This window comes from Curtobacterium sp. Arg-1 (genome assembly GCF_025643395.1).
Lineage (GTDB): Bacteria > Actinomycetota > Actinomycetes > Actinomycetales > Microbacteriaceae > Curtobacterium > Curtobacterium poinsettiae.
The window spans coordinates 3,068,537-3,083,142 of record NZ_CP095731.1 but is presented as its reverse complement, the minus strand read 5'-3'; the positions used below and the strand labels follow the sequence as shown (position 1 = coordinate 3,083,142).

The 14,606-nt window shown below is 71.3% G+C and carries 18 protein-coding genes; 6 read left to right on the top strand and 12 right to left on the bottom strand.

Features of this window, described 5'->3' with window-relative positions:
* Positions 1-23 precede the first annotated feature (23 nt).
* The 9 genes from MXD64_RS14725 to MXD64_RS14685 form a co-directional block, all read right to left on the bottom strand.
* Positions 24-440, bottom strand: coding sequence for an MFS transporter permease (locus MXD64_RS14725; RefSeq protein WP_214519520.1), 417 nt, complete (start codon positions 438-440; stop codon positions 24-26).
* A complete protein-coding gene (locus tag MXD64_RS14720; protein WP_263136694.1) occupies positions 437-1,360 on the bottom strand; it encodes an Asp23/Gls24 family envelope stress response protein in 924 nt (307 codons plus the stop codon). The genes MXD64_RS14725 and MXD64_RS14720 overlap by 4 nt, the downstream gene beginning before the upstream one ends.
* A 78-nt stretch (positions 1,361-1,438) precedes the next feature.
* Positions 1,439-1,612 (bottom strand): CsbD family protein, encoded by a 174-nt coding sequence (locus tag MXD64_RS14715; protein WP_017885408.1) that lies wholly within the window; start codon positions 1,610-1,612, stop codon positions 1,439-1,441.
* Between the two features lie 83 nt (positions 1,613-1,695).
* On the bottom strand, positions 1,696-2,259 hold the full coding sequence (locus tag MXD64_RS14710; RefSeq protein WP_056070056.1) for a hypothetical protein: 564 nt from the start codon (positions 2,257-2,259) through the stop codon (positions 1,696-1,698).
* Positions 2,256-2,831: a DUF6286 domain-containing protein gene (locus tag MXD64_RS14705; RefSeq protein ID WP_056070061.1), complete on the bottom strand. Its 576-nt coding sequence runs from the start codon at positions 2,829-2,831 to the stop codon at positions 2,256-2,258. The genes MXD64_RS14710 and MXD64_RS14705 overlap by 4 nt, the downstream gene beginning before the upstream one ends.
* A gap of 9 nt (positions 2,832-2,840) precedes the next feature.
* On the bottom strand, positions 2,841-3,155 hold the full coding sequence (locus MXD64_RS14700) for a hypothetical protein (protein ID WP_017885411.1): 315 nt from the start codon (positions 3,153-3,155) through the stop codon (positions 2,841-2,843).
* Positions 3,152-3,343, bottom strand: coding sequence for a DUF2273 domain-containing protein (locus tag MXD64_RS14695; RefSeq protein ID WP_017885412.1), 192 nt, complete (start codon positions 3,341-3,343; stop codon positions 3,152-3,154). Before MXD64_RS14695 ends, MXD64_RS14700 begins: the two co-directional genes overlap by 4 nt.
* Positions 3,340-3,798 carry an Asp23/Gls24 family envelope stress response protein gene (locus MXD64_RS14690; RefSeq protein WP_017885413.1) on the bottom strand — a complete coding sequence of 153 codons (459 nt, stop codon included), beginning with the start codon at positions 3,796-3,798 and terminating at the stop codon, positions 3,340-3,342. The genes MXD64_RS14695 and MXD64_RS14690 overlap by 4 nt, the downstream gene beginning before the upstream one ends.
* Before the next feature lie 161 nt (positions 3,799-3,959).
* Positions 3,960-5,186 (bottom strand): helix-turn-helix domain-containing protein, encoded by a 1,227-nt coding sequence (locus MXD64_RS14685; RefSeq protein ID WP_056070064.1) that lies wholly within the window; start codon positions 5,184-5,186, stop codon positions 3,960-3,962.
* Between the two features lie 82 nt (positions 5,187-5,268).
* On the opposite strand from MXD64_RS14685, the gene MXD64_RS14680 reads away from it, so the two are divergent.
* The 6 genes from MXD64_RS14680 (at position 5,269) to MXD64_RS14655 (ending at position 12,386) form a co-directional block, all read left to right on the top strand.
* On the top strand, positions 5,269-5,559 hold the full coding sequence (locus MXD64_RS14680; RefSeq protein ID WP_027466001.1) for a metal-sensitive transcriptional regulator: 291 nt from the start codon (positions 5,269-5,271) through the stop codon (positions 5,557-5,559).
* A 33-nt stretch (positions 5,560-5,592) separates the two neighbouring features.
* A complete protein-coding gene (locus MXD64_RS14675) occupies positions 5,593-5,811 on the top strand; it encodes a heavy-metal-associated domain-containing protein (RefSeq protein WP_017885416.1) in 219 nt (72 codons plus the stop codon).
* On the top strand, positions 5,808-8,039 hold the full coding sequence (locus MXD64_RS14670; RefSeq protein ID WP_263136693.1) for a heavy metal translocating P-type ATPase: 2,232 nt from the start codon (positions 5,808-5,810) through the stop codon (positions 8,037-8,039). The genes MXD64_RS14675 and MXD64_RS14670 overlap by 4 nt, the downstream gene beginning before the upstream one ends.
* 237 nt (positions 8,040-8,276) lie before the next feature.
* The gene (pgi, locus tag MXD64_RS14665) at positions 8,277-9,998 is read left to right on the top strand and encodes a glucose-6-phosphate isomerase (protein ID WP_259552967.1); all 1,722 of its coding nucleotides are present in this window, start codon (positions 8,277-8,279) and stop codon (positions 9,996-9,998) included.
* A gap of 238 nt (positions 9,999-10,236) precedes the next feature.
* Positions 10,237-10,773 carry a hypothetical protein gene (locus MXD64_RS14660; RefSeq protein WP_139179692.1) on the top strand — a complete coding sequence of 179 codons (537 nt, stop codon included), beginning with the start codon at positions 10,237-10,239 and terminating at the stop codon, positions 10,771-10,773.
* 155 nt (positions 10,774-10,928) lie between these two features.
* A complete protein-coding gene (locus MXD64_RS14655) occupies positions 10,929-12,386 on the top strand; it encodes a sugar porter family MFS transporter (RefSeq protein WP_042539908.1) in 1,458 nt (485 codons plus the stop codon).
* Positions 12,387-12,534: 148 nt separating this feature from the next.
* Here the strand turns inward: MXD64_RS14655 and MXD64_RS14650 are convergent, their stop codons facing one another.
* The 3 genes from MXD64_RS14650 to MXD64_RS14640 all read right to left on the bottom strand — a co-directional run bounded on the left by MXD64_RS14650 (position 12,535) and on the right by MXD64_RS14640 (position 14,536).
* Positions 12,535-13,509 carry a zinc-binding dehydrogenase gene (locus tag MXD64_RS14650; protein WP_031259002.1) on the bottom strand — a complete coding sequence of 325 codons (975 nt, stop codon included), beginning with the start codon at positions 13,507-13,509 and terminating at the stop codon, positions 12,535-12,537.
* A 27-nt stretch (positions 13,510-13,536) separates the two neighbouring features.
* A complete protein-coding gene (locus MXD64_RS14645) occupies positions 13,537-13,959 on the bottom strand; it encodes an organic hydroperoxide resistance protein (protein WP_017885422.1) in 423 nt (140 codons plus the stop codon).
* Positions 13,960-14,059: 100 nt separating this feature from the next.
* Complete coding sequence (locus MXD64_RS14640; RefSeq protein ID WP_200942679.1) at positions 14,060-14,536, bottom strand: MarR family winged helix-turn-helix transcriptional regulator; 477 nt, start codon at positions 14,534-14,536, stop codon at positions 14,060-14,062.
* Positions 14,537-14,606 lie beyond the last annotated feature (70 nt).

The window sequence follows — 14,606 nt, the reverse complement described above, 5'->3', positions numbered from 1 at the left end:
AGGCCGGGACCGCGTGCACGACGTCAGCCGGTGAAGCGGTTCCAGAGTTCCGTGACGATCGGCCAGACGTCGCCGGCACGGTCGGCGGACCCGACGGCGACCAGGACGACGGGGACCAGGGTGACGGCCACGCTCACCAGGACGGCGAGCACGACGGCGGTCGTCGCTGTGGCGGTGTGCCGGCGGGTCAGGGCGAGCAGGAGCAGGGCGAGCACCACGACCGCGCCGAGCAGGGCGATGAGGGTGACGCGGACGAACGGGAACGGCACGAGGCCGGCGGTCGTGGCGGTGACCCCGCCGAGGAACCCGACCAGTGGCAGGAAGCCGCCGACCGCGATGGCGAGCACGAGGAAGACCCCGGTGCCGCCGGCAATCCAGACGCCGCGGGGTCGGGGGCGCCGGTCGCGGGACCGGCGCCCTCCGGACCAGGCGGTGGTCACGGCTGGTCCCGGTGCCGCGGTACCGCTGCGGCGTCGGCGGCCGAGTCAGCGGCGTCGTCAGCCGCTTCTGCCGCGGCATCGGCGGCGTCGGCGGCCCGGTCGCGGGTCGTGCCAGCTGTCTCGACGACGACGTCGCGGGCCTGTTCGGCGGCGTCCTTCGCGGACGATGCCGCGTCGGCGGCCTGTTCCGATGCGCGGGCGAGGGACTCCGAGGCGGAGTCGCGAACACGCTCGCCGGTCTCGGCAGCGGCGTCGACGGCACGCTTCGTCGTGTCGGCGGTGGCGTCGGCAGCGCGCTTGGTGGCGTCGGCGGTGGCGGACGCTGCCTGTTTGGTGGCGTCAGCGGTGGCGTCGGCAGCCTGCTTCGTCGCGTCCGCTGTGGCCGTGGCAGCGCGCTTCGTGGCGTCCGCGGTCGTCTCGGCGGCCCGCTTGACGGCGTCGCCGGTCGACTCGGCCGCCTGCTTGAGGGCGTCGGTCGTCTGCTCGGCGGCGCGACCCAGCGGGGACTGCTCGTCGTCGAACGGGCCGTGCACGTCGAGGACGCGCACGTCGACCGTGGTGTGCAGGTCGGACAGCTGGCGCGTCGCTGCGCGCACCTGCTGCCGGACCTCGGCGGCGACGTCGAGCACCGGGTGCGGGTAGCTGACGACGACGGCGACCTGGACACTGAGCTCGCCGTCCTGTTCGTCGACCTGCACGCCGGCGGTGCCGGCCGAGCGGCCGAGCTGCTTCCGCAGCTGGTCGGCGGCACGGGCGGCGATCCCGCCGAGGTGGTGCACGCCGGGCACGCCGAGCGCGGTCTCCGCCGCGGTGCGCGCGACGATCGTCGCGGTGCTCGCGTCGTCGGGCAGCGGCTCCGTCAGTGCTGCGGGCAGGGCCACCTCGGTGACCTGCGTGTTCGCATGGGGGTCGTGCTGCATGGTTCCTCCTCGTTCGGGATCAGCGCGGGGACGCGTCGGGGCACCCGTTCGACGGGTGCCCCGATGCGGTCGTGCGACCTACTTCTTGAAGACGTCCTTGACGTCCTCGCCGGTCTGCTTCGCGCTCGCAGCGGTCTGGTCCTTCTTGCCTTCGGCGACCTTGGCGTCGTCGTTGGTCAGGTTGCCGACGGCTTCCTTCGCCTTTCCGGCGAGGTCCTGAGCGGCGTTCTTGATCTTGTCGTCGAGTCCCATCACGGGTCCTTTCGTGGGTGGGCGTGTGCCCGGTGGTGTGGAGGTGGGCCGGGAGGCCCGGGGGTGCGTCCGGCTGACGGGTGTCAGTGGACGCGGGTCGACTTCGCGAGCGCGGAGCGGGTACCGCCGGTCAGGTGCACGAGCACCGGGACCGGACGGCCGAGGGTGCGGTCGAGGACCGCGACGGCTCGGTCGACGGCGTCGAGCACGGTGACGGCGTCCCCGCCGCGGCGGACCGCGACACGAATCCGTGCGGCGCGCTGCCGGCGGACGAGGTAGGTGTCGACGCGGGAGCCGACCACGTCGCGGACACCCGCGAGTTCGTGTTCGACGACGTCCCGGACGAGTGCGACGTTGATGGTGACCGCGTCGTCGCCCGAGCGTTCCCGGACGGCGACGGACGTGCCGCCACCACCGCGGGTGGACGCCCACACGAGTGACAGGACGACCACGAGGGCCGCGGCCCCGGCGACGATCCACAGGGCGGACGCGGGCACGTCGAGGCTGCGGGGGAGGTCGACGTACGGCTTGAGCGCATCCTGGACGGCGGGCAGGACACCCGCGCCCATCGCGATCCCGACGACGACGGCGACCAGGCCGAGGACGAACAGGATGATCCGGTTGAGGGTCCGGTTGCTCTTGGTCATGCGAGGGTTCCCTTCTCCTCGACCCGGACGCGGACGCGTCGGCCGAAACGCTCGTCGAGGCCGCTCAGGCGCTCCACGACGGCGGCGCGGACGGTCGCCTCGTCGACCGGCACACCGGTGACCGGGACGATGCGGACCTCGGTGGAACGGCCGCGGGCGGTGGCGGAGGCGTTCCCCTCGGGGACGCCGGCCGCCATGCCGGCGGCGTTCGCCGCGGTGGAGGCGACGATGCGGGAGTCGATGACGACCGCACCACGCTCGTGCTCGACGACCGATCGGTGCTGGCGACCGGGCTTGAGGGCCAGGACGACCAGCACGACGCCGAGGACGACGAGCACGCCGGCGATGACCTCGACGATGGTGACGAACGCGGCGTCCGGGCGGAGCGCCGTGTCGACCACGGTCTGGGGGTCGGCGACCAGCGGTGGGCGTCCGATGGCGCTGAGCACCGACTCGGTGCCGATCCAGGCGGCCACCAGGGCGAGCACCACGAGGGCCACCGCCACTGCTGTGGAGCGGGAGCGGTGCACGCTCCGACGACGGATGCGTCGTTCGACGGAACCGTTGCTCATGATGGCCTCCTAGCGGGCACGGGACTCGTGCTCGCGCACGATCCCGGTGAGTTCGATGTGGGCACTGCCGACGCGGCGCCCGGTCAGGTCGCTCACGCGGCCCTTGACCTGGTCCGCGATCCGGATCGACCCGGAGACGATGTCGTCGCTCGCGGCGATCGGCCCGGTGATGTCGAGGGACAGTGCTCCCGACGCGTCGCCGAGTCCGACGCGCACCCGCTTGGCGGGGGCGCCGAGCCCTTCGGCTGCGACGGCCCGCGCCAGCGAGGTGAGCGCGCGTGCGGTGATCTCGACGCGGCCCGGGACGTCCGGGCCGGCGTTCACCGGGAGCTCCGGCGTCCGGTCAGCACGTCGGTCAGGGCGCCGCGGTCGATGCGACCGGTGGCGAGGGCGGCCACGAGGGCCCCGATCGCACCGAACACGATCACGAGCACGAAGCCCCAGAACCCGAACTGCAGTGCCACGACGGCGAGGACTGCGCCGATGAGGGCGCCGATCAGCGTGTTGCTCATGCGACTCGCGCTTCCTTCTTCTCGTCGTCGTTGTCGTCGTCGTCACCCGGGATGTAGACGTCCTGGACGGTCACGTTGACCTCGGCGACCTCCATGCCGACGATCTGCTCGAGGGCACGGGCCACACCGGTGCGGACACCGTCGGCGACCTGCTGGAGCGACACCGGGTACTCGGCGACGATCACGATGTCCGCGGCGACCTGCTTCTCGCCGACCTCGACCTTGACGCCCTGACCGAAGTCGCGCTGGCCGATCGCGTCGCGGATGGCGCCGATGGCACGGGCTGCGCCGTTGCCGAGGGAGTGCACGCCGTTGACCTCGCGGGCGGCGATGCCGGCGACCTTCGACACGACGGTGTCGTCGATGACGGTCTTGCCGGTGACGCCGCTGGTGCCGGCGTGCGAGGTGGCACGGGTCGCCGTGGTGGCCGGGGTGGGGGTGGTGGTGTCAGCCATGGTTCATTCCTTCCGTTGACCCGCCGGGCGTTCCCAGCGGTTGCTGTTCACGGATGAGACGGGCTGTGGAAGAGATTCGTCACACACGACTTCTCGGATTCGGGAAAAATCCAGGGATCCCCGGAAATCCGGGGATCTGCGTGTACCCCCGGGGCGTTCCGTCAGGCCGTTTCGCCGATTCCGGCCGCGTCGTTGCGTTCGGCAGCGGCCCGCATGGCGCGGACACAGGCCATCGGGGACTCGCCGCGCTCCTCGCGGAAGAGCTGCTGCAACCGACGGGGGAGCACCCCTGCGGCGGCTGCGATGTCGTCGAGCGTGAGCGGGTCGTCGAGGTGCTGTTCGATGTAGGACACCGCACGACGGACACGCCACGACGCCCTGCCGGCCTCCGGCTGCGCCGCGAGTGCCGCGCGCTTCGTGGTGGCCGGGTCCTCGCCGAACCGTTCGCGGTAGGTCTCGGCGAACCGGCCGGGGTTCGTGAAGCCCCACCGCCGGGCGATCACGGCGATCCCCGACGACACGAGCGGGCAGTCCGCTGCAGTCGCGCCGCCGCGGTCCGCGCGCAGGAGCTCTTCCCGCACCCGGTCCAGGCGGTGGTCGCGGAGGAACCGGTGCGGAGTGGTGTCGAGCGTCCGGGCGAAGACGTCCTGCAGTCCACGCTGGCTGAGCCCGCAGGCGGCGGCGATGGTGGGGATCGAGGGGCGTTCGGCGGCGTGCAGCTCGATGAACCGGACGGCGTCACGCAGCCGGTTCGCCACGGGGACGTCGTCGCCGCGGTTGCGGATGGGGAACGTGTCGAGGATGACGACGGCCAGCCGACGGTTCAGCGCGGTCCGCATCGGGCCGAGCACGCGGTCGTCGACCAGTGCCGGGCCGAGTTCGCGGATGAGGTGCCGGAGCGGTTCGCGCCGGGCGATGACCTCGTCCTGCTGGTCGAACAGCAGCGGACCGTCCGGCAGCCGGTAGCCGAGGTCGCGGCCGACGCTCCGCAGGAAGCGGTCGGACACGTGCACGCCGTTGTAGACGGTGCCGTCGGACTCGAACCGGTACGCCTCGGACGCCGAGGCGATGTACGGGCTGCCCGGCTCGACGACGCGGGTGCGGTCGGCGAAGTGCATCTCGAGCCGGCCCTTGGTCAGCCAGAACACCACGTGGTCGTCCCGCACACCGATGACCCCGCCGCGTCGCCCGCCCTCGGCACGCATGGTGCGGAGTGACAGGTCGTCGTCGCCGACGACCGTGTACTCGTACCGGGTGTCGTCGGTGGCGAAGGTCTCCGAGGCGAAGTCCGAGCCGCCGTACTCCGCGGCGAAGATCTCGGAGTAGTCGGAACCCTCACCGTCGGAGAACCGCAGCCGGCGGAATCCGTTCGTCGTCGAGGTGTCCATGCGCCGATCATGCCATCAGTTGCACCAGACAAGGAAAGGAATACCCTAGGGGGGTACCGTATTGAGAACGGTGGAGGCGGACATGCACGAACACGTCGGGTACATCGGCGACAAGGACGACCTGCTCAAGCGACTCCGTCGCGCCGAGGGGCAGGTGCGCGGGATCGCGCGGATGGTCGAGGACGAGACGTACTGCATCGACGTCCTGACCCAGATATCCGCGGCGAACCGGGCGCTCGAACGCGTCGCGCTGTCGTTGCTCGAAGACCACCTGGCGCACTGCGTCGCCGAGGCCGTCGCCGAGGGCGGGGACGCCGCCGACGAGAAGGTGCGCGAGGCCAGCCAGGCGATCGCCCGGCTCGTCCGCTCCTGACCCCTGACGATCGATCAACCAGAAGGAGACACCATGACCACCGAGACGCTGCTCGTCGAGGGCATGACCTGCGAACACTGCGTGATGAGCGTCACCGAGGAACTCTCCGAGGTCGACGGGGTGACGGGCGTCGACGTCCGACTCGTCCCCGGCGGCTCGTCCGAGGTCACCGTCAGCTCCGCGGCGCCGGTCGATGCGGACGCCCTGCACGCCGCGGTGGCCGAGGCGGGCTACGAGGTTGCGCGCTCGTGACGGACCGCACCGTCGAACTCGACATCACCGGGATGACCTGCGCCTCGTGCGCGAACCGCATCGAGCGGAAGCTCGGCAAGCTGCCCGGCGTCACCGCCACCGTGAACTACGCCACCGAGAAGGCGCAGGTGCAGGTCGCGGCCGACGGCACCGCCGACCCCCAGGCGCTGATCGCCGCGGTGGAGTCCGCCGGTTACGGCGCCACGGTGCCGGCACCGCCCGCTGCCGCCGACGCCGAGCCCACGGCCGACCAGGACCGGGCGGAACCGCTGCGACGACGCCTGGTCGTGTCCGCCGTGCTCGCGGTGCCCGTCGTGGTGCTCTCGATGGTGCCAGCCATGCAGTTCCCGAACTGGCAGTGGCTCGCCCTGACGCTCGCGGCACCCGTCGCGGTCTGGGGAGCGCTCCCGTTCCACCGTGCCGCATGGGTGAACGCCCGCCACGGTGCCGCCACCATGGACACCCTGGTGAGCGTCGGGGTCCTCGCCGCGTTCGGGTGGTCGCTGTACGCCCTGTTCCTCGGGGACGCCGGCACGACCGGCATGCACATGACGTTCTCGTGGTTCGCCACCGACCCCGAGGCCGCCGACCTGTACCTCGAGGTCGCGACCGCCGTGACGGTGTTCATCCTCGCCGGCCGGTACATGGAGGCCCGTGCGAAGACGCAGTCCGGTGCCGCACTGCGGGCGCTGCTCGAACTCGGTGCGAAGGACGCCGCGGTCCTGCGCGACGGTGCCGAACACCGCGTGCCGACCTCGTCCCTCGTCGTCGGCGACGTCGTCGTCGTGCGACCCGGCGAGCGGATCCCGAGCGACGGCCTGGTGCAGGACGGCTCCTCGGCCGTCGACCGCAGCATGCTCACCGGCGAGTCCGTGCCGGTCGAGGTCGGACCGGGCGACCGGGTCGCCGGCGCCACGATCAACGTCGGCGGCCGACTCGTCGTCGCCGTCACCCGCATCGGTGCCGACACCGAGCTCGCCCGCATGGGGCGCCTGGTCGAGGACGCCCAGACCGGCAAGGCCGAGGTCCAGCGCCTGGCCGACCGCGTGTCCGGCGTCTTCGTGCCGATCGTCATCGCGCTCGCCGTGTTGGCCTTCGTCGGCTGGCTCGTGCTCGGCGGCTCGGTCACGGCGGCCTTCACCGCCGCCGTCGCCACCCTGATCATCGCGTGCCCGTGCGCCCTCGGGCTCGCCACGCCCACCGCGCTGCTGGTCGGCACCGGTCGGGGCTCGCAGCTCGGGATCCTGATCGGCGGCCCGCAAGTGCTCGAGCGCACGCGCGGCGTCGACACCGTCGTGCTCGACAAGACCGGCACCGTCACCACCGGGTCGATGACCCTGCGGTCCGTGACCGTCGTCGACGAGACCGAGGACGCCGTGCTCCGGCTCGCCGCCGCTGTCGAGGACGGCTCGGAGCACCCCGTCGCCCGCGCCGTGACCACCGCGGCCCGCGCCCGGGCCACCGACCTGCCCGCGGCCGAGCAGTTCACCGCCGCCGCCGGTGCCGGGGTGCAGGCCGTCGTGGACGGTGACGTCGTCCTGGTCGGCACGACCCGCTGGCTCGCCGACGCATGGTCGATCACCCTGCCGCCGGTGCTCGCCGACGCCGTGGACGGCGCCGAGGCCGACGGGGCCACCGCGGTCGTCGTCGCCCGGAACGGCAGCGCCCTGGGCGTGGTCGTCGTCGGCGACACCGTGAAGCCCGAGGCCGCCGACGCGATCACCCGCTTCCGCGCGCTCGGCCTGCGCCCGGTCCTGCTCACCGGCGACAACGACGGCGCAGCACGTGCCGTCGCCGCCCGGGTCGGCATCGACGAGGTGCACGCCCGCGCGACCCCGGCGTCGAAGCTCGAGACCGTCCGCCGGCTGCAGTCCGAGGGCCGGAGCGTCGCGATGGTCGGCGACGGCGTGAACGACGCCGCCGCGCTGGCAGCCGCAGACCTCGGCATCGCGATGGGCGCCGGCACCGACGCGGCCATCGCGGCGAGCGACATCACGGTCGTGAGCGGTCGGCTCACCGTGGTGGCCGACGCCGTCCGGCTGTCCCGCGCGACGCTCGGCGTCATCAAGGGCAACCTGTTCTGGGCGTTCGCGTACAACGTGGCGGCGATCCCGCTCGCGATGGCGGGGCTGCTGAACCCGGTGCTCGCGGGTGCGGCGATGGCGTTCTCGTCGGTCTTCGTCGTGACGAACAGCCTGCGCCTGCGCCGCTTCGCACCGCAGTCGTGAACCCGGCCACAGTCGTGAACCGGGCAGGCCGACCGCAGCCCTGAACCCGGCAAGCCGACCGCGGCGATGAACGCGACCGGCCGGGAGGCGTGACGCGCGCAGCGAACGCGGGCCGCGCCTCCCGTCCGACTGTGCGCACCACCTGCCGGAGCGCACTACGCTCGAAGACGGTCCGCGACGCAGCGCTGCGTGACCCGCGGGCTGTACGTCTCGAACGTGATCCCCAGGAGGACCGAAGTGACCGAATCCGCTCCCGTCGACCCCACATCGACCGAAGGCTGGAAGAAGCTCGACAGCATCGCTGCCGGCTTCACCCCGGACCTGCGAGGGTGGTTCGACAGCGACCCCGGTCGTGCCGAGCAGTACACCTTCCAAGCTGCCGACCTGACCGTCGACCTGTCCAAGGGCCTGGTGACCGACGAGGTCCTCGCCGCGCTGCTGCAGGTCGCCAAGGACACCGGCGTCGCCGAGCGCTTCCAGGCGATGCTCGCCGGTGAGCACATCAACGTCACCGAGGACCGCGCCGTGCTGCACACCGCGCTCCGCCGTCCGAAGTCGACCGAGGGCCTCGTGCCGGCCGCGCCGCTGACCGTCGACGGCCAGGACGTCGACGCCGACGTGCACGCCACGCTCGACAAGGTCTACGGCTTCGCCGAGCAGGTCCGCAGCGGCGCCTGGACCGGTGTCACCGGCAAGCGCATCGAGACCGTCGTCAACATCGGCATCGGTGGCTCCGACCTCGGCCCGGTCATGGTCTACGAGGCACTCAAGCCCTACGTCCAGCCCGGCCTCGAGGCCCGCTTCGTGTCGAACATCGACCCGGCGGACATCTACGAGAAGACCGCGGACCTGGACCCCGAGACCACGCTCTTCATCGTCGCGTCGAAGACCTTCGGCACGCTCGAGACCCTGACGAACGCGCGCCTCGCCCGCCAGTGGCTGTGGGAGAAGCTCGGCCTGACCGACGCCGCCGACGACGAGAAGAAGAACGCCGTCGCCAAGCACTTCGTCGCCGTCTCCACCGCGCTCGACAAGGTCGAGGCGTTCGGCATCGACCCCGAGAACGCCTTCGGCTTCTGGGACTGGGTGGGCGGCCGCTACTCGGTCGACTCGGCCATCGGCACGAGCGTCGTCATCGCCATCGGCAAGGAGAACTGGGAGCAGTTCCTCGCCGGCTTCCACGCCATCGACGAGCACGTCCGCACCACGCCGCTCGAGCAGAACGTCCCCGTCCTGATGGGCCTGCTCAACGTCTGGTACACGAACTTCCTCGGTGCGCAGAGCCACGCGGTCCTGCCCTACACGCAGTACCTGCACCGCTTCGCCGCGTACCTGCAGCAGCTCACGATGGAGTCGAACGGCAAGCGCGTCCGCTGGGACGGCTCGCCCGTCACCACCGAGACCGGCGAGGTCTTCTGGGGTGAGCCCGGCACGAACGGCCAGCACGCGTTCTACCAGCTCATCCACCAGGGCACCCGCCTGATCCCGGCCGACTTCATCACGGTCGCCAACCCGGCCCGTCCGCTGCAGGACGAGACCGGCGACGGCAAGGGCGTCGCGCCCGGCACCGACGTGCACACGCTGTTCCTGGCGAACTTCTTCGCGCAGACCAAGGCGCTGGCGTTCGGCAAGAGCGCCGACGAGGTCCGCGCCGAGGGCACCACCGACGAAGGAATCGTCGCGGCCCGCACGTTCCCCGGCAACAAGCCGACCACGTCGATCATCGCGCCGGAGCTCACCCCGAGCGTGCTCGGCCAGCTCATCGCCCTGTACGAGCACATCGTGTTCACCGAGGGCACGATCTGGGGCATCGACTCGTTCGACCAGTGGGGTGTGGAGCTCGGCAAGCAGCTGGCGCTGCAGGTCACGCCGGCCGTCGAGGGCGACCAGGCCGCGCTCGACGCGCAGGACCCGTCGACCAAGGCGCTCATCGCGAAGTACCTGGAGCTGCGGAAGTAGCGCACGCCCCCACCTGACGGACGGGAGGCCCGTGGCGGATCCGCCACGGGCCTCCCGTCCGTCGTGTGCGTGCGCTGCGGCCGCGGGCCGGTCGCCGGGCCGGTTTCGCGCTCAGCGACACCTCATGCGCGCGCCGTCCCGTGCGGTGTCGCTCAGTGCGGAACGCGGCTGGTCGCGGTGCCCCGCCACCGCGACGGACGGTCCGCCGGTGTCGGTCGGAGCGGCTACGGTCGAGGGCATGGAGCGTTCGGAGATCCTCGCCGCGGCTGCCGCCGCGCACGCCGCCCGCATCGCAGCGGCGGGTGGTGACGACGCCGCGGCGCGTGAACGGGCCGACAGTGTCCGGCGCCGGGCCGACGGGCTCACCGACCGGTACGACACGGTCGAGGGCACGGACACCGAGTCCGACGCCCGTGACGCCGCCCGCCGTCGTGCGGGAGAGGCGGACCGCGCGGCCTCACGCACCGAGGGCGTGCTGTCCGACTGGCACCGGATGGGCACTCGTCGTGGCGTCACCCCGGACGCGCAGGTCCGCACGGCCTGGACCGTGACCGGGGTCCCCGAGCGGGGTGACGCCCGTGCGCTGGCGAACGTGCTGCTCTCGACCGCGGGGCACGCGGGCCGCGTCGCCGACGCCGCTCGGCGCAACCCCGCCCTGTCCGGCGCCGCCAGTGCGGCCGCTCGACGCACCGTCCGCCGCTACACCGACCACGGTGCGGACATGGCGTCGTTGGGGGACGTCCTCGGCGACGGCCCCGTCGACGACGACCGCTGACGCTGCATCGCAGATTGGACCGCTCCCGTCCTCATCAGGTGTTCTGTGGACCGATCCAAACGACCTGACGACAGAATGTCCAATTGACAGGACATGAAATCGGGTTACGATCGGTCCACGCACTGACGCGCGATCACCGACGAAGGAGTCACCGAATGGTCGACATCAAACCGACAGCCCCGACTGTCGCACTGCCCCCGTTGGGGACCGGGCCGCACCGCCGACGTCTCGGCGTGCTGGCCCTCGTCGCCACGTTCGGCGGGTTGCTCTTCGGGTACGACACCGGCGTCATCAACGGCGCCTTGAACCCGATGAAGACGGAGCTCGGCCTCACCAACTTCACCGAGGGTGTCGTCACGAGCTCGCTGCTGTTCGGCGCCGCGATCGGTGCCATGCTCGGCGGCCGCATCGCCGACGGCTGGGGTCGCCGCAAGACGATCATCCTGCTCGCCGTCACGTTCTTCGTCGGCACGCTGATCTGCGTGTTCGCGCCGACGTTCGAGGTCATCGTCATCGGTCGTGTGCTCCTCGGCCTCGCGGTCGGTGGCGCGTCGACGGTGGTGCCCGTCTTCCTCGCCGAACTCGCCCCGTACGAGATCCGCGGATCCCTGTCCGGCCGCAACGAGCTGATGATCGTCATCGGCCAGCTCGCGGCGTTCGTGGTCAACGCGGTCATCGGCAGCGTGTGGGGTGAGGGCAACGGGGTGTGGCGCGTCATGCTGGCCGTCTGCGCGCTCCCCGCGATCGCCCTCTTCGTCGGCATGCTCCGGGTGCCGGAGTCGCCGCGCTGGCTCGCGTCGAAGAACCGTTACGACGAAGCACTCTCCGTCCTCGAGCAGGTGCGGACCACCGACCGTGCCCGTGCCGAGCTCGACGACATCAAGCGGAGCAACGACATCGAGGCGAAGGTCGAGCGCGTCAGCGGGTGGCAGACGCTGCGCGGGAACAAGTGGCTCATCCGCATCGTGCTCATCGGCGCCGGACTCGGCGTCGCGCAGCAGCTCACCGGCATCAACTCGATCATGTACTACGGCCAGACCGTGCTCATCGAGTCCGGATTCCAGGCATCGGCAGCCCTCATCGCGAACATCGCACCCGGTGTGATCGCCGTGGTCGGTGGCGTCATCGCCCTGTACAACATGGAGAAGATCAACCGCCGGACGACGCTGATCCTCGGGTTCACGCTGACGACGACCTGCCACTTCCTGATCGGCATCGCGTCGGTCGCACTGCCCGAGGGCAACCCCGCTCGTCCGTGGGTGATCCTGTTCCTGGTCGTCGCGTTCGTCGGCTCGATGCAGACCTTCCTCAACATCGCCGTGTGGGTCGTCCTGTCTGAGATCTTCCCGACCCAGATCCGCGCGCTCGGCATGGGCATCTCGGTGTTCTGCCTCTGGATCGCGAACGCGTTCCTCGGGCTGTACTTCCCGACCATCGTCGCCGCGACCGGCATCACCGGGACGTTCTTCGGCTTCGGGATCGTCGGGCTCCTCGCCCTGCTCTTCATCTGGAAGTTCGTGCCGGAGAGCCGCGGCCGCACCCTGGAAGAGGTCGAAGAGGGCGTCACCACCGGCAACATCTTCACCGTCCCCGTGAAGGCGTCGCGCCGCTAGGCCGCACCACGCTGCACCGAGTGCGCAGAAGACGTCGGGTCGCCCCAGGGCACCCGGCGTCTTCTGCTCATTCGGTGTGCGACGAAGCACGCAGACGGACGGGAGGCCCGGTGCCAGCTGGCACCGGGCCTCCCGTCCTGTGGTCGCGCTACGGGCGCAGGAGCACCTTGCCGACGCGGCCGGCGGTGTCGCTGGCGCGCACGGCGTCGCGGACCTGCTCGAAGGCGAAGGTCTCGGCGACGGGGAGCGTCAGCGAGCCGTCGAGCACGCGGGTGATGAGCTCACCGAAGAGCTGGCCCTTCGTCTCGGCGGGCATCGTCTTGCTGACGACGGAACCCCAGAAGCCCTTCACGGTGAGCTGGCCGAAGATGACCTTGCCCGACGGGATCTCGAGCGTCGGCGACGCCATCGCGCCGAAGACGACGAGGGTGGCGTTCTCGCCCAGCACCGAGGCGATGTCGCCGGCGGCCTTGCCACCGACGGACTCGACACCGGCGATGATCGGGGCGCCGCCGGTGATCGCGGCGACCTGGTCCTGCCAGTCGTCGGCGTCGGTGGCGACGATGCGCTCGATGCCCTGCTCACGGAGCTCGTCGACACCGGCGGCCCGACGGACCAGTCCGATGACGTTGATGCCGCGTGCGGCACCGAGCTGGGCGACCATGCGACCGACCGCACCGTTGGCGGCGTTCTGGATGATCCAGTCGCCCTCGTGCAGGTCGAGCGAGTGCAGCAGGCTGATGGCGCTGAACGGCATCGAGACGAGCTGCGCGGCGGCCTCGTCGGTCATCGCGTCCGGCACCGGCACGAGGCCTGCGGCGTTCGCAGTGTAGTACTCGGCCCAGACGCCGAAGGCGCCACCGGCGACGCGCTGGCCGACCTGCAGGTTCGTGACGCCCTCGCCGAGCGCCTCGACGACGCCGAGTGCCTCGGTGCCCGAGGCGGCGGGCAGCTCCGGCTTGAAGCCGTAGGTGCCGCGGACGGTCCACAGGTCGTGGTTGTGGATGGGGGAGAGGACCGTGCGGACGAGGACCTCGCCGGCGGCGGGCGTCGGGACGGGGCGCTCCTGCACCTCGAGGACGTCGGCGGGCTCGGCGAACGTCTCGTGGACGACGGCGCGCATGGTGGTGGGGGTGGTGGTGCTCATGGGTCAGTCCTCCGAGACGACGATGGTGACGTCGATGTTGCCGCGGGTCGCGTTCGAGTAGGGGCAGACCTGGTGGGCTGCGTCGGCGAGTGCCTGGGCCTGGTCGTGCTCCAGGCCGGGGATGACGACCTCGAGCATGACGGCGAGCTGGTAGCCACCGTTGCCGTTCGGGCCGATCTGCACGCGACCGCCGACGGACGAGTCGGTGATCTTCACCTTCTGGCTGCGGGCGACGCCCTGCAGTGCGGAGTGGAAGCAGGCGGCGTAGCCGGCTGCGAAGAGCTGCTCGGGGTTCGCGCCGTTGCCGGAGCCACCCATCTCCTTCGGGATGGCGAGGTCGAACTCGACCGTGCCGTCGCTCGTGGCGACGTGGCCGTTGCGGCCTTCGCCGGTGGCCAGGGCCTCGGCGGTGTAGAGGGCTTCCATGGGGTTCCTTCCTTGTGGGGCGGATCGTGCAGTTCGGGGTGTGCGGCGTGCTCTCGCGCTCAGTGACAGTTCACGGGCACACGTGGCAGTGAGGTGTCGCTCAGCGCGAAACGGCGCCGCCGTCGGCGTCAGCGGCGTCTCGCTCGGGATCGGCCGCCGTGTGCATCGTCTCGGTCAGCCGGTGCAGCGTCGCGATGAGCTCGGCAGCGGCACGTTCGTCGGCCAGGCCCATCCCGGCAGCGATGCGTGCGGGGATGCCGCTCAGCTCGGACCGTAGTTCGCGGCCGCGCTCACCGACGGTGACGGTGACGACGCGTTCGTCGGTGCTGCGGCGCTCGCGGCGGACCAGGTCGCTCTGCTCCATGCGGCGGAGCAGCGGCGAGAGGGTGCCGGAGTCGAGCTGCAGGTGTTCCCCGAGGCTCGAGACGGTCTGGTCACCCTCGACCCACAGGGTGACGAGCACCAGGTACTGCGGGTACGTCAGGCCCCAGGGTTCGAGCATCGTGCGGTACGCCTGCGTGGTGGCGCGGGACGCCGCGTAGAGGGAGAAGCACACCATCTCGTCGGTCACGGGCATGCGTCCACACTGTCACGCAACCCAGTTGTGCACAACTCGATGCAGCGGATGCCCAGCTGACGAACACGCC

What these genes read in the sequence shown, in the direction of transcription:
- MXD64_RS14720 (WP_263136694.1), bottom strand. Translation starts at nt 1,360, where the DNA reads ATGCAGCACGACCCCCATGCGAACACGCAGGTCACCGAGGTGGCCCTG.
- MXD64_RS14715 (WP_017885408.1), bottom strand. Translation starts at nt 1,612, where the DNA reads ATGGGACTCGACGACAAGATCAAGAACGCCGCTCAGGACCTCGCCGGA.
- MXD64_RS14710 (WP_056070056.1), bottom strand. Translation starts at nt 2,259, where the DNA reads ATGACCAAGAGCAACCGGACCCTCAACCGGATCATCCTGTTCGTCCTC.
- MXD64_RS14705 (WP_056070061.1), bottom strand. Translation starts at nt 2,831, where the DNA reads ATGAGCAACGGTTCCGTCGAACGACGCATCCGTCGTCGGAGCGTGCAC.
- MXD64_RS14695 (WP_017885412.1), bottom strand. Translation starts at nt 3,343, where the DNA reads ATGAGCAACACGCTGATCGGCGCCCTCATCGGCGCAGTCCTCGCCGTC.
- MXD64_RS14690 (WP_017885413.1), bottom strand. Translation starts at nt 3,798, where the DNA reads ATGGCTGACACCACCACCCCCACCCCGGCCACCACGGCGACCCGTGCC.
- MXD64_RS14685 (WP_056070064.1), bottom strand. Translation starts at nt 5,186, where the DNA reads ATGGACACCTCGACGACGAACGGATTCCGCCGGCTGCGGTTCTCCGAC.
- MXD64_RS14680 (WP_027466001.1), top strand. Translation starts at nt 5,269, where the DNA reads ATGCACGAACACGTCGGGTACATCGGCGACAAGGACGACCTGCTCAAG.
- MXD64_RS14675 (WP_017885416.1), top strand. Translation starts at nt 5,593, where the DNA reads ATGACCACCGAGACGCTGCTCGTCGAGGGCATGACCTGCGAACACTGC.
- MXD64_RS14660 (WP_139179692.1), top strand. Translation starts at nt 10,237, where the DNA reads ATGGAGCGTTCGGAGATCCTCGCCGCGGCTGCCGCCGCGCACGCCGCC.
- MXD64_RS14655 (WP_042539908.1), top strand. Translation starts at nt 10,929, where the DNA reads ATGGTCGACATCAAACCGACAGCCCCGACTGTCGCACTGCCCCCGTTG.
- MXD64_RS14650 (WP_031259002.1), bottom strand. Translation starts at nt 13,509, where the DNA reads ATGCGCGCCGTCGTCCACGAGACGTTCGCCGAGCCCGCCGACGTCCTC.
- MXD64_RS14645 (WP_017885422.1), bottom strand. Translation starts at nt 13,959, where the DNA reads ATGGAAGCCCTCTACACCGCCGAGGCCCTGGCCACCGGCGAAGGCCGC.
- MXD64_RS14640 (WP_200942679.1), bottom strand. Translation starts at nt 14,536, where the DNA reads ATGCCCGTGACCGACGAGATGGTGTGCTTCTCCCTCTACGCGGCGTCC.